This window comes from Actinomadura sp. 9N215 (genome assembly GCF_044326345.1).
Classification (GTDB): Bacteria; Actinomycetota; Actinomycetes; order Streptosporangiales; family Streptosporangiaceae; genus Spirillospora.
The window spans coordinates 159,003-178,352 of the sequence record NZ_JBIRBA010000013.1 but is presented as its reverse complement, the minus strand read 5'-3'; the positions used below and the strand labels follow the sequence as shown (position 1 = coordinate 178,352).

Below are 19,350 nucleotides of genomic sequence, written 5' to 3'. Positions count from 1 at the left end.
TGACCCGGTGGCTCATTTCAGCATGCGGAGGACGTCGTCGAGGCCGGTGAGGCAGGCGTCGGAGCCTAGGCCCTGCGCGACGGTCGCGGCGGCCGCGGCGCCCCAGCGCGCCGATTCCAGGACGTCCCGTCCGTGCGCGAGCCCGGTGACGAACCCGGCGCAGTAGGCGTCGCCGCAGCCGGTCGTGTCGACGACGTCGACGGGCAGCGCGGGCAGCCGGCGCACCTCGGGGCCGCCGGCGGCGCGGGTGGCGACGAGGCTGCCGTCGCCGCCGAGCGTGACGACCACCGTCGCCGGGCCTTGGGCGAGCAGGGCCCCGGCGGCCTTCTCGGGGTCGTCCTCGCCGGTCATCGCGGCGGCCTGCGCCTCGTTCGGCAGGAAATGATCGACGTGGGGGAGGAACGCGGCGGCGCCGGCGAGGAGGCCGGGGACGGTCGACAGCACGTCCATGGTCACGACGGTGCCGGTCTCGCGCGCGGCGGCGAGCATCGCGAAGAACGCCGGGTCGTTGAGCCCGGACGTGACGTCCGGGCCGCCGAGGTGCACGAGCCTCGCCGCGCCGAGCAGGCCCGGGCCGACCGCGCCGGCGGTGAGGGTCAGGTTGGCGCCGGGGGCGTGCAGGATCGGCCGGCCGCCACGGCGCCCGTCGGGGCCGATCGGCAGGATCGACGCGGCCGTCTGGGCGGCCGTGCGCCGGACGAGCCCGCGCACGTCCACCCCGTTCCGGGTCATGATCGCGACGAGCAGGTCGCCGAGGTCGTCGTCGCCGATCGCGCCGACGGAGACGACGTCGTTGCCGAGCCTCGCGAGCGCCACCGCGGTGCCCGCGGCGGAACCGGCGGCGGTCGCCCTGATCTCGTCGACGACGACGGTGCCAGGACCGCCGACGGTGTCCGGCTCGCCGGGGACGGTGTCCTGCCCGGCGGGGACGCCCGGCACGGGCCGGGCGAGCACGTCCAGGATGTGCGCGCCCAGTGTTACAACCGCCATGACCGGCCCCCTCGAAGATCGTCAGGCGTAGCGTAACCGTGGTGGCCAGAGAACGTGAGAGGTATTCGCATGCTGTTGTCGGGCGAAAGGGACGAACTATGTGTGATCGGTCGGCGGCTGGCCGAAACCGGTCTGGTCATCGGGTCGTCGGGCAACATCAGCGTCCGGTCGGGCGACCTGGTCGCGGTCACGCCGGGCGGGATGATGCTCGACCGGATGGAGCCCGCCGACTGCCCGGTCGTCACCCTGTCCGGCCGGCTGGCCGAGGGTGAGCGGACGCCGTCGTCCGAGACCCCGATGCACCTCGCGCTCTACGAGGCCACCCCGGCGGCGGCGATCGTGCACACCCACTCCACGTACGGGGCCGTCGTCGCGACGACGATGTCCGAACTGCCGCCGATCCACTACAACACGCTGCTCCTCGGCGGCGTCGTGAAGGTCGCCCCGTACGCCACCTACGGGACGCCCGAGCTTGCGGACAACGTCCGCGCCGCCATGGCCGGCGGCAGGCGCGCCGCGCTGATGGCCAACCACGGCGGCGTCACGATCGGCCGCGACCTGGACGAGGCGTTCGAGAACGCGCGGCTCCTCGAATGGCTCTGCGGCGTCTACGTCCGGGCCAGGACGATCGGCGAGCCGCGCGTCCTGACCGGCGAGGAACTGGCGAAGGTGGTCGAGCGCGGCCTCGCCCCACCGGAGTTCCCGCCCGCATAGGGGGCCGGTCGTGGCAGGCTGAGGGGGTGCCGAAGCTTTCGCCGGACGAGGCGCGCCGGCTGCTGACGACGGTCCCGGTCGTGCGGCTGGCGACCGTGGGGGAGGACGCGCGGCCGCATCTCGTCCCGGTGGCGTTCGCCGTCCACCGGGGCGCGGTCTACACGGCCGTCGACCACAAGCCGAAGAGCACCAGGGACCTGCGGCGGCTGGCCAACATCCGCGCCAACCCGCGTGTCGCGCTCCTGGCCGACCACTACGAGGACGACTGGGAACGCCTGTGGTGGGTCCGCGTGGACGGCCACGCCCAGATCGTCGAGGATCCCGCGCGGATGGCCGAGCCCGTCCGGCTCCTGGCCGGACGCTACGCCCAGTACCGCGAGCGTCCGCCCGAGGGGCCGGTCATCGTCGTCACCATCGAGGCCTGGACGGGCTGGACGGCGTCCTGACCCGGGGCAAGCCCGCCGGGTCTAGAGCGAGCGCTCGAAGGTCAGGACGGCGTCGGCGATCTTCTCGGGGAAGTCCACGTGCGGCTGGTGCCCGGCGCCGTCCACCAGGACGAGCTGTCCGTTCAGCCTTTCCTTGACCCACTCGGCCTCCGCGACGGGGTCGGGCCAGTCGATGTCGGCCGTCCCCATGATGACCAGCGTGGGCGCGGTGACCCGGTCGAGCCGCGCCTCGGACTCGGCGTGCGACATGTCCAGGTAGTCGGCGATGACCTTGGCGCGTCCCGGCCGCTTGAAGCTCGCCTTCAGCTTCGCCTTGTGCTCGGCGAAGTCCGCGGGCGGCGTCGGCACCCACTTCGGGTAGTACGACATGTAGAGCGGCACCGCCAGCCCCGGGACCCGCATGAGCGCGATGGTCAGCTTCTGCGAGAACCCCGACTTGCCGTCCCGGACGAACGGCCCCGCGAGGACCAGGCCCCTGACCAGCTCGGGCGCCTCGGCGGCGACCCACACGCCGGCGGCGGCGCCGTTCGAGCAGCCGTAGACGAGGGCGGGCCCGGCGTCCAGGTGCCGCAGCAGCGCGAGCAGGTCGTGGGCGAGCGGCGTGCTCCCGTACTCGGGCCAGCCGGCGCTGGTGTCGCCCATCCCGCGCTGGTCGACGGTCACGACGCGGTTGCCGGCGTCGAGCAGCAGCGGCTTGAGGAACCTGAACTGCGACCGCAGGTCGAGCATGGACGGCAGGCAGACGACGAGCGGGCCGTCGCCGTCGTCGTCATAGGCGAGCTTTCCGCCGGGAAGGTCGAGGTACCGGGTCTGCTCGCTCATCGCATGCTCCTTGCCGTTCTGCGTAGCTCTATAGCTAAGGAGATTAGCTTCGATGCTACGACCAGGTCAAGCGATCATCCCAGGCTTTGCCGATCTTGGTCAGCTGATCGGCGTACTCGATACGGCCGGACCACCCGGCGGGCCAGGCGTCCATCCCGAGCCGCGCGCCCGCGAACGCCCCCGCCAGGGAGGCGATCGAGTCGGAGTCGCCGGAGCTGGCGGCCCCGCGCCAGATCGCCTGGACGGGCTCGTCCGGGAACAGCAGGAAGCACAGCAGGCCGGTCGCCATGGCCTCCTCGGCCGTCCAGCCCGCCCCGGTGATCTCGCAGGGGTCGGACGTCCGGTCGCCGAGGACGAGGGCGGCGTCCAGGGCGTCGAGCCGTTCGAGGCACTCGTCCCAGCCGCGGGCGATGAACGTCTCCGGGGCGTCCACGCCGGGCTGCCGCCACAGGGCGCCGAGCCAGCGCTCGTGGTACACGGTGCGCTGCTCGTGGCATCGGGCGCGGAGCGCGCCCGGCAGGTCGGACGGATCCATCCCATCGGCCAGCCACCGGACGGCGAACGCGGTCAGCTCACTGGCGGCCAGCCCGGTCGGATGGCCGTGCGTAAGGGCGGCTTGGAGCTGGGACGCACCGGCCCGCGTCTCGTCCGACAGACCGGGCGCGAGACCCACCGGCGCCACCCGCATGTTCGCTCCGCAGCCCTTCGAGCCCGCGACGGTGGCGTCCACCCACGGTTTCCCGGCGGCCAGCCCTCTGCACGCCCGCAGGCACGTGTGCCCGGGCGCCCGATTGTTGTCGGGGCTGTTCAGCCAGTCGACGAAACGTCGCCGCCACATCGGTGTTATCAGATCCGGTGTGAAAGGAGGATTCGCCAGAGCGTCCAGCATGGCGAGACCCACCGCGATCGCCATCTGCGTGTCGTCGGTGACCAGCGCGGGGTCGCCGTTCAGCTGCGTTGGCCCGTGCTCACCGAAACGCTGACGTATCTGCTTCATGGTGAGGAATTCCGTCGGCGCGCCCATGGAATCCCCGTACGCCAGCCCGAACATCGCCCCGCTCGCCCGCCTCATGGCGGGCATTCTTCCTCAATCCGTCCGCGCCTCGCGATGCCCGCCGGACGTCACGCCGTACCCGTGAGGGCCGCCGGGCGTCAGGCCGTGCCCGTGAGCCCGGCCATCGCGGCGAGGCGCTCCCGATGCCGGTCGGGGGCGCCGAACAGCTGCCGCGACCCCTGCGCCCGCTTGAAGTACAGGTGCGCGTCGTGCTCCCACGTGAACCCGATGCCGCCGTGCAGCTGGATCGCCTCGCCCGCCGTGTGGAAGAACGCGTCCGAGCAGTACGCCTTGGCGAGCGCGGCGGCGGCGGGCAGGCCGTCCGGGTTCCCGTCCGCGACGGCCGCCGCGTTCAGCACCGCCGACCGCGCCGACTCGACCAGCACGAACATGTCCGCGCACCGGTGCTTGACCGCCTGGAACGACCCGATCGGACGCCCGAACTGGTGCCGGACCTTCGCGTACTCGACCGTCATGTCGAGGGCCTTCTGCGCGCCGCCGAGCTGCTCGGCGGCCAGCGCCACGGCCGCCACGTCGAGCGCCCGCGCGACGGCCTCCGCCCCGCCCACCCTGCGGGCCGCGACCCCGTCGAGCCCGACCCGCGCCAGCTTCCGCGTCTGATCGAGCGTCGGAACCGGCTCCCGGACGAGTCCCGCCTCACCCGTCACCGCGAACAGGCCGACACCGTCGCCGTCCCTCGCCGCGACGAGCACCAGGTCGGCGACGTGCCCGTCCAGGACGAAGCGCTTGCCTCCGCGCAGCACCCCGTCCTCGAACACGGTCCTCACCGCTCCGGGATCCCAGCGCCCGTCGTCCTCGGCCACCGCGAGCGTCGCGATCGTCGACCCGTCCGCGACGCCGGGCAGCAGGTCATGGCCGCCGTCCCCGGCCTCAAGCGCCGCCGCGGCCGTGACCGTGGCGAGGAACGGCGCGCACACCACGGCCCGTCCCATCTCCTCGAACACGACGGCCAGCTCCCGCATCCCGTACCCCGCGCCGCCGTGCTCCGCCGGGATCGCGAGGCCCTGCAGCCCGAGCTGCTCCGCCATCAGCGTCCACATCCCGGGGTCGTAGCCCTCGGCCGTCTCCATCAGCCGCCGCACCTCGCCGGACGGGGAACGCTCGGCGAAGAAGCGCCGCAGCGCCTGCCGCAGCTCCCGCTGCTCCTCGGTGACGGCGAGCTCCATCCCGGCGGCCTCCCCAAGCTGATCCCGGCGCCATCCTGCCGCGCGCCCGCCGCCCGCCGCACCGCCGGTTCCCACCCAGCGGGACGAGGTCAGGGCGCCCAGTCGTGCGACCCCAGCACGTACCCCCTGCTGGTCGAACGCAGGTGGTTGATCGACACCAGATGCCCGAGCGCGGCCCACAGATCCTCCTCGGGCCCGCCGACCAGCCGTCCGATCGCGTCGAAGTCGGCGGCCCCGCCGTCCTTGTCGATCTCGGCCACGGTCTCGTACACGATCAGCTCGAAGTCCGTCAGCTCCTGAACGTCCCCACGCCGTCCCTTTCGCTCATCCATAGACGAACCGTGCCCGCTCCGCCCTCACTTATCTGCACGGTGCGTAAACGGGCCGTACGCTGGGAGCGTAAGGTCGGGTGGCTACGATCTGTATGCGAAAGGTGGCGCTCTGCTTATACGCTCGTTCGCGAGGAAAGGAGCAGGGCATGGTTGTGATGGTTGATGAGCCTCAGGCGCCGGCGGACAAGCTTTTGGCCGACTTCCTCTCCTTCGACACCCCCGAGGGCTACCGAGCCGAACTGATCGACGGAGAGATCGTCGTGACCCCACCCCCCCTAGGCGGGCACGAGCAGTGCATCGCCGAGATCAACTTGCAGATCGTGCGGAACTCCCCACGTGCTTTCCACTGCTCGGGCAACAAGGGCCTGACCCTGCCTGGCGCCAGTGGACACCCGAGAAATTACGTGATCCCAGACGCCACGTTCGCTCTCGCGGACCTCGAACTTTTCCGTGGTGCCTCTTCGTGGATGCCCGTAGAAGCCGACGGCATCGCCATGGTGGTCGAGGTGACGTCCACCAACCCGGAACGGGACCGGGGCCCGAAGCGGGACGGCTACGCACGTGCGCGCATCCCGCTGTACCTCCTGGTGGACCGTAAGGAGGAGAGAGTGATCCTCTTCAGCGGGTCGGACGGCAAGGAGTACAGGCATGTCGACCACGCGCCGATTGGGGAGAAACTTCTGCTGCCCGAGCCGTTCGAGATCGAGCTGGATACTTCGCGGTTCGATTGACCAGGCCCTACCACCTACCACCTACCACCTGGCACGTGGCTGTCACAGGTCTGGGTGGTGTGTCGTCTCCCTGGGGACGTAGGTCCAGAGCGAGGGGGACACGATGAGGGCTGTACGGATTCATGAGCGTGGCGGTAGTGGCGGGCTCGTGGTGGAGGACGTGGCGATGCCGCAGGCGGCCACCGGGGACGTGGTGGTGCGGGTGCGGGCGGCCGGGTTCGTCCCGGACGAGCTCGACTGGCCCGGCACCTGGGTCGACCGGGCCGGACGGGACCGGACGCCGTCCATCCCCGCGCACGACGTCGCCGGGGAGGTCGCCGAGGTCGGTTACGGCACCGCCGGGTTCGCGGTGGGCGACCGCGTCTTCGGCCTGACCGACTGGCACCGGGACGGCGCGGCGGCCGAATACGTGGCGGTGGAGGCGCGCAACCTGGCGCCGGTGCCGTCGTCCCTCGCCTTCACCGACGCGGCCGCGCTGCCGCTGTCGGGGCTGACGGCCTGGCAGGGGCTCTTCGTGCACGGCGGTCTGGAGGCGGGGCAGACGGCCGTCATCCACGGTGCGGGCGGCGGCACCGGGGTTCTGGCCGTCCAGCTGGCGCGCCGGGCGGGGGCGCGTGTCGTCGCCACCGGCCGGGGACGGGCCGCCGACCTCGCGGCGGAGATGGGCGCGCACACCTTCGTCGACCTGGAGAAGCAGCGCTTCGAGGACGCCGTCGGCCCCGTCGACCTGGTCTTCGACACCATCGGCGGCGACCTGCTCGCGCGGTCCGCGAGCCGGGTCAGGCCGGGCGGCGCGCTCGTCTCGATCACCGCGCCGCCCCCGGTCCGGCCGGAGGACGGGCGGGCCGTGTTCTTCATCGTCGAGCCGGACCGCGACCAGCTCTCCGAGCTGGCGAGGCGGGCCGGGGCGGGCGAGCTGCGCGCCCATGTCGGGGCGGTCTATCCGCTGGCCGAGACCCGTCAGGCGTTCCAGGCCAAGAACAAGGGCATCCCCGGCAAGGTCGTCCTCGAAATCTGAGGACGGTGTGAGTTATGCCACGCGGACGGGCCGGAGATCAAGGCTAGGATGATCTTGTTATCCGGGACGGAACTCCCCGCAGGTGCGATCCTTTCGAGGATCTCTCCGTCCGGTTCTGCGCCCACTCACGACCTGCTGTCATGCACAGAAGGGAACTTCGGTGAGGCGCTGGAGAACAGCCCTGATCAGCACGGCCGCGCTCGCGGCACTGCTCGTCCCCCTACAGCCCGCCGCGGCGGACGGCCCCGCGGGGCCGCCGTCCGACGGGTTCTTATCCGGACCCCTCTTCCACCTCGGACACGCCAAGACCAAGGTCCCCGCGCGCGCGAGCGCGGCCGCCGACCACACGATCACCATCCGCGGCTTCGACCTGGACGGCAAGGCGCTGGCTCCGCTGGCGAGGCTGATCGACCTGGCCACCGGCTCGGAGTACGTGCTCACCGAGTCCGGCGGCACGCTCACCGGCGTCGTCCCGGCCGGGGACTACAGCCTGACCGGGCTCGTGATCACCGGCCCGATCTTCGACCCCCGGGACCTGGCCCTCTACGGCAACCCCACGCTGACGGTGGGCGCCGACGTCGATCTCACCCTGGACGCCAGGACGGCGACGGAGATCAAGGCGGTCAGCCCGTCCCCGACCGCCACCGAGTTCCAGAGCCACGCCAAGCTCGTGCAGACGATCGCCGGGCAGGAGCTCTCCACGTCCATCAGCGGCAGGCCCGACATCAGCCTGCGCGCCTGGCCGTCGGCGACGACCACCCGGCCCTACCACTTCGCGTACGTGGAGAGCCAGACCGAACCGCTGACCACGCTGCCGTCGCCGCGCGCCTACAAACTGGCGTTCCCGGTGTCCGGCCGCATCCCCGCCGACCTGACGTTCACCGCCACCGAGGACAGCCTGGCCCTGGTGAACACCACCTACGCCTCGCAGGGGGTGCCGTCCGAGGAGGCCGGCCCGCACTCCACGGCCGTCGGCTTCGACGGCATCGGCGGCGAGGCGCTGGGGCTGACGACGCCCGCCAGCGCGCCCAGCACGCAGCGGGTCTACTACACCGCGGAGGGCGTGCGGTGGACGGGGAACTACCTCTACGTCCTGGACACCCTCCAGGTGGCCGAGCGACAGTCCGAGCCGCGCGTGTTCAAGGCGGGCGGCACCTACTCCGAGACGTGGAACAAGGCCGCGTTCGGGCCCACCATGCCCGTCGGGCACGGCCAAGGGCAGATCATCGCCCGTCCGCTGGTGACGGACACCGGACAGGTGGGTCACGAGAACTTCAGCGGCAACATCTCCAGGAGCACCACCGGCACGCTCACCCTCTACCGCAACGGGCAGCAGGTCGGTGTGAGCACCAACCCGCTGGCCGGCGACTGGACCGTGCCACCCGCGTCCGCCGCCTACCGGCTCGACCTGGCCCTGCAGCGCACGGCCGCCTGGTCGAAGTACGCCACGAAGGTCAACGCGAGCTGGACGTTCCCGTCCGCCGAGCGGCCCGGTGACCCGTTCGACGACATGCGCCGCCTGCTCCAGCCGCGGATCACCGGGAACTACGACGGCAGCGGGCGGGCGCCGTCCGGCGCCACGTTCCCGCTGGACGTCGTCGTCGAGCGGGCCGTGAACGGCACCGCGGTGACGTCGTCCTCGCTGGAGGCGTCGTTCAACGACGGCGCCACCTGGACGACGGTGCCGCTGACACCCAACGGCACCGACCGCTTCACCGCCAACGTCGCCCATCCCACCACGCACAACGGTTTCGTGGCCCTGCGTTTCAAGGCCGCCGACGGATCGGGGAACGCGGTCCAGCAGACCGTGACCCGCGCCTACGGCCTGCGCTGACGCCGGCAGCCGCGGTCTCGGGCGCCCTCGCAGGCGTCCGGGACCGCGGTCGCGCGCTTCCCGCCGTGGGGCGTCAGCCGTGCCGGCTCAGGTCGTGGAAGAAGCCGGGCACGGTGTGCAGCGCGCCGGACGCCGCGACCTGGTCGTAGACGTGGCGGGCGACCGCGAGGTCGAGGACGCCCAGCCCGAACGGGGAGAAGACGACCGGCCCGTCCGCGGGCGGGACGGTCTTGCCGGTGAGGACGTCGTAGAGCGTCCCGGCGACGAAGTCGCGGTTGCCTGCCCGCTGTTCGGCCAGGTGGGGGGACGTGTTCGCCTTCAGGCAGTGCTCGACGTCGTCCACGACGTTGTAGGACGACAGGATGATCTCGGGGGACAGGTCGCGGAGGGAGACGTGCAGGACGAGGGGACCGTGCGCGAACCAGGACGGGTCGGTGACGTGGGGTTCGCCGGCGACGGTGGCGAAGACGACCAGGTCGGAGGAGCGGATGAGCGCCTCGGCCGTGTCGTGGACGGTGACGTCGCCGTCCTCGGTGCGCCGCAGGTAGCCCGTGAAGCCCTCGGCGTGCTCGGCGGACAGGTCGTGGACGCCGAGAGCGTCGAACGCGAAGCCGTGCGCGGCGAGATAGGTGTGGACGTAGCGGGCGATGAGCCCGGCGCCGATGAAGCCGACCCGGCGGGGCCGGTCGCCGCGGGCGTCGGCGAGCGCCCCGGCGGCGAGCGCGGCGGATGCGGCGGTGCGCGACGCGGAGATGATCGAGCTCTCCAGGCACGCGAACGGGTAGCCGGACTCGGCGTCGTTCAGGATCAGCACGGCGGACGCGCGCGGGATGCCGTTCGCGACGTTGCCGGGGAAGCTGGAGATCCACTTGATGCCGTGCACGCCGACGTCGCCCTTGACGGACGCGGGCAGCGCGATGATCCGGTCGGACGGCCGGTCGGGGAAGCGCAGGAAGTAGGAGTCGGGGTTGACCGTGAGGCCCTCGCCGTGCAGGCGGTAGGCCGTCTCGACCATCTCGATGACCTGCCGCTCCCGTCCGGCGACCGCGTCGTGGACCTGGGCGCCGGAGATGACCGAGAAGGGTGGGGCCTGCGTCATGGATGAACTCCGTGTCGGTAGATGATCAGCCGGGGCGGGGATCGGCGCGGTCGTTCCCGCATGCTCGCGCAGCCTCCTCTCCGCGTTCAAGGCGCCGCCGCCTTCGACGGCGGCGCAGTTGAACACCGCCGGACACGGTCGCGGGCCGGCGGCGGCGGGGCCTTAGGGTGGGTGGCTGCGGAGTCCGCGCCCCCGAGGCCCGCCGGCTCCCGCGGCCCACGAGGAGGAGTTGATCACGTGACCTGGTTGCGCTGCGCCGAGAGCCGCCCCTGGGCGTCGCTGCGGCTGTTCTGCCTGCCGCACGCGGGCGGGTCCGCGGTGTTCTTCCGGCCGTGGGCCAAGGAGATCAACCCGGCGGTGGAGGTGCACGCTGTCCAGTACCCGGGCCGCGCCGACCGGATGGCGGACCCGCTGATCGACGACGCGCACCAGGTCGCCCGGCTCGTCGCGGGGGCGATGGCGCCGCTGATCGACCGTCCCGCCGCGGTGTTCGGGCACAGCATGGGCGCCGTGCTGGCGTACGAGGTGACGCGGCTGCTCCAGGAGCGGGGCACCGCGCCGGTGCACCTGTTCGTGTCCGGGACGCGCCCGCCGCACGACCGCGACGACGTCCCGGTGTCCGAGCGGGACGACGACGCCCTCGTCGCCGAGATGCTGAAGCTCGGCGGCACCGACGCCGACGCCCTGCGGGACGCGGAGCTCCGCGCGCTGGTGCTGCCGTACGTCCGGAACGACTTCGCGCTGCTGGAGAAGTACGTCCACCGGGCGGCGGGCACCCGGCTGACCGTGCCGATCACCGCGATCATCGGGGACGCCGACCCGCACGTGTCCGCGGAGCAGGCCGCCGGGTGGGCGGACGTCACCGACGGCCCGTTCGCGATGACGACCCTGCCGGGCGACCACTTCTACCTGACCGAACGGGCGCACGACGTCATGGCGGAGGTGCTCCGGACGCTCGGCGTCCCCGCCGCCCGCTGAGTCCCGCCGCCCGCCGACGGCGGCGGCACGGCCCTCGAACAGCCGAAAGCGGCGGGCCGCCTCCACGGGAGTCCGTGCGGAGGCGGCCCGCCTATTCAGGTGCCGTGGGACCGGCCGGTCCGAGAAGGGAGCGGCGGATCCCGGTGGGGTCGGATCAGTAGACCTCCACGCCGTACACCTGCATCGGCTCGGTGACGGGCTGGAAGAACGTCGTCCCGCCGGACGAGCAGTTGCCGCTGCCGCCGGAGGTCAGACCGAGCGCGGTGGTCCCGGCGAACAGCGAGCCGCCGCTGTCGCCGGGCTCGGCGCACACGTTGGTGCGGATGAGGCCGCTGACGCTGCCCTCCTGGTAGTTCACCGTCTGGTTGAGGGCGTTGACGCTGCCGCTGTGCACCTGGGTGGTGCTGCCGCTGCGCGTGACCCGCTGCCCGACCGTCGCGCTGCCCGCGCTGGTGATGTCCTGGGTGCCCTGGCCGTACAGGTGGACGCCGCCCTGCGTGTCAGTGGGCGTGGACGAGTACTTGACGATGCCGTAGTCGTTGCCGGGGAAGCTGCTGCCGGCGGTGGTGCCGAGCGTCTGCCCGGCGCTGTCCGTCCACGTCGAGCCGATGTTGGTGCAGTGCCCGGCGGTGATGAAGAAGTACTCGTTTCCCTTCTTGGCGTTGAAGCCCAGCGAGCAGCGCGAGCCGCCGGTGCGGATGGCCTCGCCGCCCTTGGTGAACTTCTGGAACGTGCCCGCGACGCGCTCGGTGCGGACGGCCGCGCCGTGCTTGGCGGCGGCGGCCTGGACCTTCCGCAGCTTCGCGCCGGTGACGCTGCTGTCCATCGTGAGCAGCACCTGGTTGGACGCCGAGTCGACGGCCCAGGCGGTGCCCGGGATCGTCGCGTCGCGCTTGAGCGAGGCCATGACCTTCTTCAGGTACGAGCCGTTGCGCGAGACGGTCTGCGGTACGGCACCCGCGGCGCGCACGGTGTCGGCGGCCTTGGCGTCGGTGACCGTGACGACGAGCTTGCCGCCCTTGAGGTAGGAGCCCGCGGAGCGGGCGCCGAGCTGCTTGGCGAGCGTCGTCGACAGCTCGCCGGGTCCTGCGGGGGCCGCGGCCGCGACGGGAGCGGCGGCCGACGTCGTGGTCAGGCTGGGAGCGACGGCGAGGGAGCCCGCCACCAGACCGGCCGACGCCGTGGTGACGGCGGCGGTGAGCACACGCCTCTTGGTGATCTTCACTTATTGCCTCCACGGGGGGTTGGGCGCACCCTGCTGGTGCGCCGGAGGTCCTGGACATCGTGTTGGAACCGTCAAGGCAGACGTAAGACGCAGATAGTGACCAATTCAGGACAGAGCGCTTGTCACCCTGACGATGGATCCGTGGTCAGAACCGGAACGCGGCTGATCATCCGGACCATTGGAACGTGATTCGACGAGGTTTCAGTAGATCTCCAATCCGTATGCCTGAAGCGGCTCGCCGATCGGCTGGACGAACGTCGTCCCGCCGGAGGAGCAGTTGCCGCTGCCTCCCGAGATCAGACCGATCGCGAGATGGTCGGAGAACACGGGCGCGCCGCTGTCGCCCGGCTCGGAGCACAGCGTGGTGCGGATCATGCCGCTGACGGTGCCCTCCGGGTAGTTGACCGTCTGGTTCAGCGCCGTGACCTGCCCGGTCTGGACGCCGGTGGTGCCGGTGACGCGCGTCACGACCTGCCCGATCGTGGGGTTGCCGACGCCGGTGATGTCGTAGAACTCGCCGCCGAACCGGACGCCGCCCCGCGTGTCCTCGGGGGCGGACGCGTACTTGACGAGTCCGTAGTCGTCGCCGGGGAAGCTGCTGCTCGTGCTGTGGCCGAGCAGCTTCGTCAGGCCGGGGTCGGCGTACCAGGCCGTGGCCGACGCGACGCAGTGGCCCGCCGTCAGGAAGTAATACGCGCTCGCCTTCCTGACGTTGAAGCTCAGCGTGCAGCGGCCGGACTTGGAGAAGATCGGGTCGCCGCCCAGGGTGAAGAGGCGGAACCTCCCGGGGACCCGTTCGGTGCGGACGGCCGCGCCGTGCGCGCTCGCGGCCGCCTTCACCTTCTTCAGTCCGGCGCCTTTCACGGTGCCGTCCATGGTGAGGACGACCTGGCCGGCGGCGGGGTCCACGCCCCAGGCGGTGCCGGGTACGGCGGCGTCGCGCTTGAGCGCGGCCATGACCTTCTTCAGCGGCGCACTGATCTTCGGCGGGACGCCGGAGCGCGCGGCGGTGGGCGGGGGGACGGCGGAGGGCGGGGGGACGGCCCCGGCGGCGCGCACGGCCTGCGCGGCGTTTCCGGGGGACGCGCTCGCGGCGGGCGCGGCGACGAGGGAGGCCGCCAGGAGCCCGGACGCCGCCATGGCGGCGACGGCGCCCCGCGTGCGCGTGGGACGGGTGGTCACGGTGAGCCTCCAGGGGGAGCGGGCACGCCCGGACGGCGCACCGGAGGTCACCGACATGCTGAAAGACCGCTGAACGCGCACGTAAGGCTAGAAAGTGACTAATCACCCGGACCCTGATTGTCACAATGGGTGCGGGAGCCGCGCCCCGTCCTGGGCATGATGTCTTGTTTAACGTTTCGCTGGCGCGGACGGGGGAGCGCGGGCGACGGAGTGCGGCCGGGGGGCGGCCGGGGGGAGTGCGGCCGGGCCGTCCGGGTAGTGACGCTGCGGCGGTCGAGACGGGAGAATGGTCCGGTGACGCTCCTTTTGACCCGTTCCGACCTTGAAGCGCTGCTCGACCCCGCCGACTGCCTGGACGCGCTGCGCCGCGGCTTCACGGCGGGGGAGGACGCAGAGGACGCCGTCCGGGTGGTCGGTCGGCTGCCGGGCCAGGGCGCCGCGACCGCGCTGCTGCCCGGCCTGATCGAGGAGATCCCCGCCTACACGGTGAAGGTCAACGCCAAGTTCCCGGGCAGCAGGCCCGCGCTGCGCGGCGTCGTCTGCCTGCACGACCTCGGCACCGGCGAGCTGCTGGCGCAGCTCGACTCGGCCACCGTGACCGCGTGGCGGACCGGGCTCGCCGCCGCCCTCGGCACGCATGCGCTGGCCCGTCCCGACGCGGACACGGTCACGGTGATCGGCGCCGGGGCGCAGGCGGAGCTGGTGATGCGGGGGCTGCCGGAGCTGCGGCGGGTGCGCGGCCTCACCGTCTGCGACCTGGACGCCGGCCGCGCCGCCGGGTTCGCCGAACGGCACGGCGCCCGGCTCGGCGTCCCCGCGGAGGTCGCGGCGGACCCGCGCGCCGCCGTCGCGGACGCGGGCGTCGTCGTCATGGCGACGTGGGCGCGCCGCCCGATCCTGCACGCCGCGGACGTGACGCGCGGGACGCACATCACCTCCCTCGGCGCGGACGAGCCCGGGAAGGCGGAACTGTCCGCCGATCTGCTGGAGGGCGCCCGCGTCGTCGTCGACGACGTGCCGCTCGCCGTCGAGATGGGCGTGCTGGCCGGAGCCGGACTTGACGTTAAGCACGCGGCCGGAACTCTCCGTGACCTGCTGCGCGGCCAGGTGCCGGGACGGGTGCGCGGCGGCGAGATCACGGTCTACGCCCCGGTGGGACTGCCCTGGCAGGACCTCGCGGTGAGCTGGGCGGCGTTCCAGGCGGCCCGCGCGGCGGGCGCCGGGACGGAGTTCGACTTTCTTTCTTGATCACGTGTAACTCTGCTATTTCGCGGTATATGTGCGTCCGGAATAGTGGTTTGTTTCGCTCTTTACAATGACGCCATGAATAGTGTTGACTCCACGCGGTAGGTCATCCGCCTGACTATCGCCCCGTCTAGGTGGCCCCCATGGAAGATCGTTATCGTCCTGCCCAGCCTGGTCTTCCCACTCGTTCTCCGCCTGACCCCCTGGCCAGAATTCGATTCGGTGAAAGCTTTTTTTCCGGCCACGGCGGCACGGCCGCGTATCGCCGCGCGCCGAGACCTAGGAGACGAAAATGATTCGGGTTCTTCTCGCCGAGGGGGCGCCCCTCCTCCGCGGCGGGCTGGTCGCATTATTCGAGCACGTGAAAGACCTCGATGTCGTCGCCGCGATCGGGACCGGTGAGCAGACGCTTCCGACGGCGCGCAGACGGCGGCCCGACGTCGCGCTGGTCGACGTCGGGCTGCCGGGACTGGACGGCTTCGCCGCCGCGTGCGCGCTCCGCGAGGCGGTGCCCGAGTGCCACACCATCCTGATGTCGGGGCGCCGCCGTACCGGCGACCTGCGCCGCGCGGTGGCGGCGGGCGCGGCCGGCCTCGTGCTGAAGGACACCTCGCCCGGCGACCTGGTGGACGCGATCCGGCGGGCCGCGAACGGGTCGCGCGTCATCGACCCCGAGATGGCCTTCACCGAGCTCGGCTCGGTGCGGAGCCCGCTCACCGAACGGGAGGTCGAGGTGCTCGCGCTCGCGTCACGGGGCGCGTCCGCGGCCCAGATCGCCGAGGACCTCGTCCTGACGATCGGCACCGTCCGCAACCACCTGTCCCGCATCAACCGCAAGGTCGGCGCGCAGAACCGGGTCCACGCCATCCGGATCGCCGAGGAGGCCGGGTGGCTCTGAACCGGTTCGTCCCGGGGGGTGTGGAGAGTCGTCCCCCCACCGGGAACCCGCGCTCCAGCGGCCGACGAGGTCGCGGTAGAGGGGGGAGACCGCGGGCAGGTCGGCGTGCCGTCCGGTCCTGGCGCGCGTCCCGTCCAGGACCAGGACGCGCCGCGCCCGCGCCGCCGAGCTGATCCGGTGCGCGATGACGATCAGCGTGCCGGGGCGGCGCGCGAACGCCTCCTCCGCCCGCGCCTCCGCGGACGCGTCGAGCCGGTAGGCGGCCTCGTCCAGGATGACGATCGGCTGCGGCGCTAGATAGGCGCGGCATAGCGCGATGAGCTGCCGGTCCGCCTCCGAGAGGTCCGCCGGGACGACGGTCGCGGCGTACCCGCCCAGCTCCCGGACGAGGCGCGTCAGCCCGACCTCGTCCACGGCGCGGTCCACCTCGTCCGGTGCGGCGTCCGGCGCGTGGTAGGTGAGGTTGTCGTGCAGGGAGCCGCTGAACACGTACGCCTCCTGCGGGATGAGCACCCGCCGGTCGGGGTCGCCCGGCGGCAGGCCCTCCACCAGCACCTCGCCCGCGGTCGGGGCGGCGAGTCCCGCGACGAGGGCGGCGAGCGTCGACTTCCCGATGCCGCTCGGCCCCACCACGGCGAGGTGGTCGCCGCGCGGGACGACGAGGTCCAGGTCCTCGATCACCGGCCGCGCGCCCTCCCCGTACGCGAACGAAACCCCGCGCAGCTCGACGGCCGGGGCGTCCGCGACCGGCGGCGCCGCGTCCGGCCGGGCGGGCGGCGCGGGCGCGCTCGTCTCCAGGATGCGGGCCAGCGTCACCGCCAGCCGCAGCCCGCTGCCGCCCATGCCGTGCACGAGCGTCCGCAGCGCCGGCTGTAGCCCGTGCAGGACGTAGGTCAGCGCGCCGATCAGGACCCCCGGGGTGGCGCCGCGCCGCATCAGCCACGGCGCCGCCGCAAGGACGAGCAGCAGCGGCAACCATCCGCTCACCGCGAGCGACACCGCGCGCAGCGCCGCGAACCGCGCGACCGCGCGCCCCGCCGCGGCCTGCGCCTCCACGGCGGCGCCCAGCTCGTCGCGCAGCGTCTCCTCGCCGCCGCAGGCGACGGCGTCCCGCAGGCCCTCGGCCAGCGCCGTCGTGCGCTCGGCGATCTCCTCCTCGCCGACCACCAGGTTCCGCTGCCGGACGGCCGCCGCGCCGAACACCGCACTGAACAGCGCCAGCCCCAGCACCAGCGGCGGCACCACCAGCAGCGCCACCTCGGGCATCAGCGTGACCAGGCCGACCAGCGCGGCCCCGGTCGTGAACAGGAACCCGCGGACGACGACGAGCAGGCCGCCGAACGTGTCCCGGACGATCTCCACCTGGTGCGTGAGCCGCGCGACCGCGCCCGTGTCGGGCCGCCCGCGCAGCGACCGGCGCAGCGCCCCGTCCGCGACCCGGCGGACGAGGTCGTCGCGGAACGGCTCCACGATCGCGGCGAGCGCCGGATACAGGCGGTGGCTCCCGAACGCCCCGGCCGCCGCCGCGACGGCGAGGACGCAGAGCCAGAGCGAGGCCTCCGCGGTGCGTCCCGTCGCGAACGCGTCGACGGCCTCGGCCACGGCGCGGCCGAACACCGCCGTCGGCACCGCCTCGACCAGCGACCATGCCGCCGCCCGCGCGACGGCCCTCGGCTGAGCCCGGACGGCGGCCCCGGCCGTCCGCCGCAGCACCCGCGCGGCGTCCCGCCTGCTCCTCATCCGGCGCCCCCGAACAGGGCGCGGTAGTCCGGGTCGCGCCAGAGTTTCGCGTGCGGGGCCAGGGCGCGGACGCGGCCGTCCTCCAGCCACGCGACGAGGTCGGCGCGGGCCGCCGTCGACGCCCGGTGCGTGATGATCAGCCGGGTGCGGCCGGCGAGCCGGTCCAGCAGCGCGTCGGTGATCTGCAGCTCGGTGACGGTGTCGAGGCTGGACGTCGCGTCGTCAAGCACGAGGACGCGCCCGGCGTGCGCGAACGCCCGCGCGAGGCCCATCCGCTGCAGCTCACCGCCCGACATCGGCGCGTCGGCGAGCGGGGTCGCGTAGCCGTCCGGGAGGCGGCGGATGAAGTCGTCGGCGCGGGCGGCCCGCGCCGACTCGCGCAGCCACGCCGGCGGCGGCCGCGAAGGCCCGAACGCGAGCGCGTCCTGGACGGTGCCGCCGAACAGCGCGGGCCGCGCGAACGCGTAGCCGACCTCGCGGCGCAGCGCGCCCCGGGTGAGGCGGGGGAGGGGCGTGCCGTCCAGCAGGACCTCGCCGCGGTCGGGGTCGGCGAGGCGCCCGGCGAGCGCGGCGAGCTCCGACGTGCCGGACCGTCCGGTGACGGCGACGGCGAGGCCGCCGGGGACGGTCAGGTCCAGGCCGTCCAGCGCGCCGCCGGCGGCGGTGACGCCGCGGAAGTCCAGGCGCCCGGGGCCGGCCGGGAGGGAGTCGGGGCCGTGGTCCGGCGCGGGGAGCGCGAGGATCTCGGCGGCGCGGGCGGCGCCGGCGCGGGCGCGGCCGAGGCGGAGCAGCTGCGTGAGGACGGGCCCGAACCCGGCGGCGAGCCCCGCGTACTGGACGGTCGCGACCAGCTCGCCCGGCGTGACCCGGCCCGCCGCGAGCTCCGCGCCCGCGACCCCGACGGCCGCGATCTGCAGGAGCAGCAGCGCCAGCATCCCGCGTGCCGCGATGCCGCCCTGGACCCGCCACATCGTCTCGCCCTCGGCGCGCAGCCCGGGCAGCGGTTCCAGGACGCGGACGGTCTCGCGGTCGACGGTGCCGGCGGCGGCGATCGTCCGGCATCCGGCGAGCGCCTCGGCGAGCCGTCCCGCGATCGTCCCCTGGACGGTCATGTACCGGTGCACGGTCGCGCTGATGTCGCGGACGAACGCGCGCAGCAGCAGCAGGATCGCGGGCAGCGCCACGGCGATCGTCACCGCGACCCGCCAGTCGATCAGGAACAGCGCGACCAGCGCCCCGACCGCGGGCACCACCCCCACCGCGGCCTCCGGGGCGGCGGCGGGCGCCACGCCGGCCTCGGCCGCGCCGCCGACCACGCGCCCGGCGACGTCGCCCGGCGGGACGCGCAGCGCCGGGCCGACCGCCAGGACGTGCCTGACCAGCGTGTGCCGCAGCCAGGCCGTCGACCGCGCGGCCGCGCAGCCGGTCGCGAGCTCCGACAGCACCTCCGCCGTGGCGCACGCCGCCACGAGCGCGACGCACGGCCACACCGCGGCCGCCGCCGGGGCCCCGCCGGGCGGGACCGCGTCGATCGCGCGGGCCAGCGCGTACGGGAGCAGCACGGCGGCGGCCGCGTCCGCCAGCGCCGCGGCGGCCACGAGCGCGGTCCATCCGCGGGCGCGCCCGGCCGTGCGCAGGAGCAGCCGGTTCGCGCCGGCCGCGGCGGGAAGCGTGGTCATGCGGTCTCCAGAAAGAGGACGGCCATGGCCCCGGTCACGGGGCCATGGCCGCCGATCGCCGTTACAGGCAGATCGTGACACTGTGCGAGCTGTGGCAGAGGATGCTGAGGCTGCTGTTGCCGCCGCCGCCGCCGTTCTCGCTCGTCATCCCCTGAAGGTCGAGAAGCGCCATGTTC

General features: G+C 73.2%; 18 protein-coding genes and 1 pseudogene. 8 read left to right on the top strand and 11 right to left on the bottom strand.

Annotated elements, in window-relative coordinates; all coding sequences use genetic code 11:
• Window positions 1-12 precede the first annotated feature (12 nt).
• Window positions 13-990, bottom strand: a complete 978-nt coding sequence (locus tag ACH34T_RS22595; protein WP_395994186.1) for a carbohydrate kinase family protein — start codon at window positions 988-990, stop codon at window positions 13-15.
• A 69-nt stretch (window positions 991-1,059) separates the two neighbouring features.
• Between ACH34T_RS22595 and ACH34T_RS22590 the strand changes: the two genes are divergently transcribed.
• Window positions 1,060-1,704, top strand: a complete 645-nt coding sequence (locus tag ACH34T_RS22590) for a class II aldolase/adducin family protein (protein WP_395994185.1) — start codon at window positions 1,060-1,062, stop codon at window positions 1,702-1,704.
• A gap of 26 nt (window positions 1,705-1,730) precedes the next feature.
• Window positions 1,731-2,150, top strand: coding sequence for a TIGR03668 family PPOX class F420-dependent oxidoreductase (locus ACH34T_RS22585; protein ID WP_395994184.1), 420 nt, complete (start codon window positions 1,731-1,733; stop codon window positions 2,148-2,150).
• 21 nt (window positions 2,151-2,171) lie between these two features.
• Here ACH34T_RS22585 and ACH34T_RS22580 read toward each other — a convergent pair whose 3' ends face one another.
• From ACH34T_RS22580 to ACH34T_RS22565, 4 genes are all read right to left on the bottom strand, one after another.
• Complete coding sequence (locus ACH34T_RS22580; protein ID WP_395994183.1) at window positions 2,172-2,972, bottom strand: alpha/beta fold hydrolase; 801 nt, start codon at window positions 2,970-2,972, stop codon at window positions 2,172-2,174.
• A gap of 55 nt (window positions 2,973-3,027) precedes the next feature.
• The gene (locus ACH34T_RS22575) at window positions 3,028-4,044 is read right to left on the bottom strand and encodes an ADP-ribosylglycohydrolase family protein (protein ID WP_395994182.1); all 1,017 of its coding nucleotides are present in this window, start codon (window positions 4,042-4,044) and stop codon (window positions 3,028-3,030) included.
• Window positions 4,045-4,124: 80 nt separating this feature from the next.
• On the bottom strand, window positions 4,125-5,213 hold the full coding sequence (locus ACH34T_RS22570; RefSeq protein ID WP_395994181.1) for an acyl-CoA dehydrogenase family protein: 1,089 nt from the start codon (window positions 5,211-5,213) through the stop codon (window positions 4,125-4,127).
• An 89-nt stretch (window positions 5,214-5,302) separates the two neighbouring features.
• Window positions 5,303-5,545 (bottom strand): hypothetical protein, encoded by a 243-nt coding sequence (locus ACH34T_RS22565; protein WP_395994180.1) that lies wholly within the window; start codon window positions 5,543-5,545, stop codon window positions 5,303-5,305.
• Window positions 5,546-5,691: 146 nt separating this feature from the next.
• Here ACH34T_RS22565 and ACH34T_RS22560 point away from each other — a divergent pair, with 146 nt between their 5' ends.
• From ACH34T_RS22560 to ACH34T_RS22550, 3 genes are all read left to right on the top strand, one after another.
• Window positions 5,692-6,276: a Uma2 family endonuclease gene (locus ACH34T_RS22560; protein ID WP_395994179.1), complete on the top strand. Its 585-nt coding sequence runs from the start codon at window positions 5,692-5,694 to the stop codon at window positions 6,274-6,276.
• Between the two features lie 103 nt (window positions 6,277-6,379).
• A complete protein-coding gene (locus tag ACH34T_RS22555) occupies window positions 6,380-7,294 on the top strand; it encodes an NADP-dependent oxidoreductase (protein WP_395994178.1) in 915 nt (304 codons plus the stop codon).
• A gap of 160 nt (window positions 7,295-7,454) precedes the next feature.
• Window positions 7,455-9,128, top strand: a complete 1,674-nt coding sequence (locus ACH34T_RS22550) for a hypothetical protein (RefSeq protein WP_395994177.1) — start codon at window positions 7,455-7,457, stop codon at window positions 9,126-9,128.
• Between the two features lie 73 nt (window positions 9,129-9,201).
• Here the strand turns inward: ACH34T_RS22550 and sbnB are convergent, their stop codons facing one another.
• Entirely contained in the window at window positions 9,202-10,227 is a 1,026-nt protein-coding gene (gene sbnB, locus ACH34T_RS22545; protein WP_395994176.1) for a 2,3-diaminopropionate biosynthesis protein SbnB, read from the bottom strand.
• Between the two features lie 237 nt (window positions 10,228-10,464).
• On the opposite strand from sbnB, the gene ACH34T_RS22540 reads away from it, so the two are divergent.
• A complete protein-coding gene (locus tag ACH34T_RS22540) occupies window positions 10,465-11,205 on the top strand; it encodes a thioesterase II family protein (protein ID WP_395994175.1) in 741 nt (246 codons plus the stop codon).
• 154 nt (window positions 11,206-11,359) lie between these two features.
• On the opposite strand, the gene ACH34T_RS22535 is transcribed toward ACH34T_RS22540, so the two are convergent.
• The gene (locus ACH34T_RS22535; protein ID WP_395994174.1) at window positions 11,360-12,430 is read right to left on the bottom strand and encodes a S1 family peptidase; all 1,071 of its coding nucleotides are present in this window, start codon (window positions 12,428-12,430) and stop codon (window positions 11,360-11,362) included.
• A 201-nt stretch (window positions 12,431-12,631) separates the two neighbouring features.
• Window positions 12,632-13,612, bottom strand: coding sequence for a S1 family peptidase (locus ACH34T_RS22530; RefSeq protein WP_395994173.1), 981 nt, complete (start codon window positions 13,610-13,612; stop codon window positions 12,632-12,634).
• A gap of 294 nt (window positions 13,613-13,906) precedes the next feature.
• On the opposite strand from ACH34T_RS22530, the gene ACH34T_RS22525 reads away from it, so the two are divergent.
• Window positions 13,907-14,860, top strand: coding sequence for an ornithine cyclodeaminase family protein (locus ACH34T_RS22525; RefSeq protein ID WP_395994172.1), 954 nt, complete (start codon window positions 13,907-13,909; stop codon window positions 14,858-14,860).
• A gap of 289 nt (window positions 14,861-15,149) precedes the next feature.
• A pseudogene (locus tag ACH34T_RS22520) lies at window positions 15,150-15,674 on the top strand (response regulator); the annotation flags it as partial.
• On the opposite strand, the gene ACH34T_RS22515 reads toward ACH34T_RS22520, so the two are convergent.
• The 3 genes from ACH34T_RS22515 to ACH34T_RS22505 all read right to left on the bottom strand — a co-directional run bounded on the left by ACH34T_RS22515 (window position 15,606) and on the right by ACH34T_RS22505 (window position 19,346).
• Complete coding sequence (locus ACH34T_RS22515; protein ID WP_395994171.1) at window positions 15,606-17,495, bottom strand: ATP-binding cassette domain-containing protein; 1,890 nt, start codon at window positions 17,493-17,495, stop codon at window positions 15,606-15,608. The pseudogene ACH34T_RS22520 and the gene ACH34T_RS22515 sit on opposite strands and share 69 nt — an antisense overlap.
• A complete protein-coding gene (locus ACH34T_RS22510) occupies window positions 17,492-19,174 on the bottom strand; it encodes an ATP-binding cassette domain-containing protein (protein WP_395994170.1) in 1,683 nt (560 codons plus the stop codon). Before ACH34T_RS22510 ends, ACH34T_RS22515 begins: the two co-directional genes overlap by 4 nt.
• 61 nt (window positions 19,175-19,235) lie before the next feature.
• Entirely contained in the window at window positions 19,236-19,346 is a 111-nt protein-coding gene (locus tag ACH34T_RS22505; RefSeq protein WP_132170370.1) for a SapB/AmfS family lanthipeptide, read from the bottom strand.
• Window positions 19,347-19,350 lie beyond the last annotated feature (4 nt).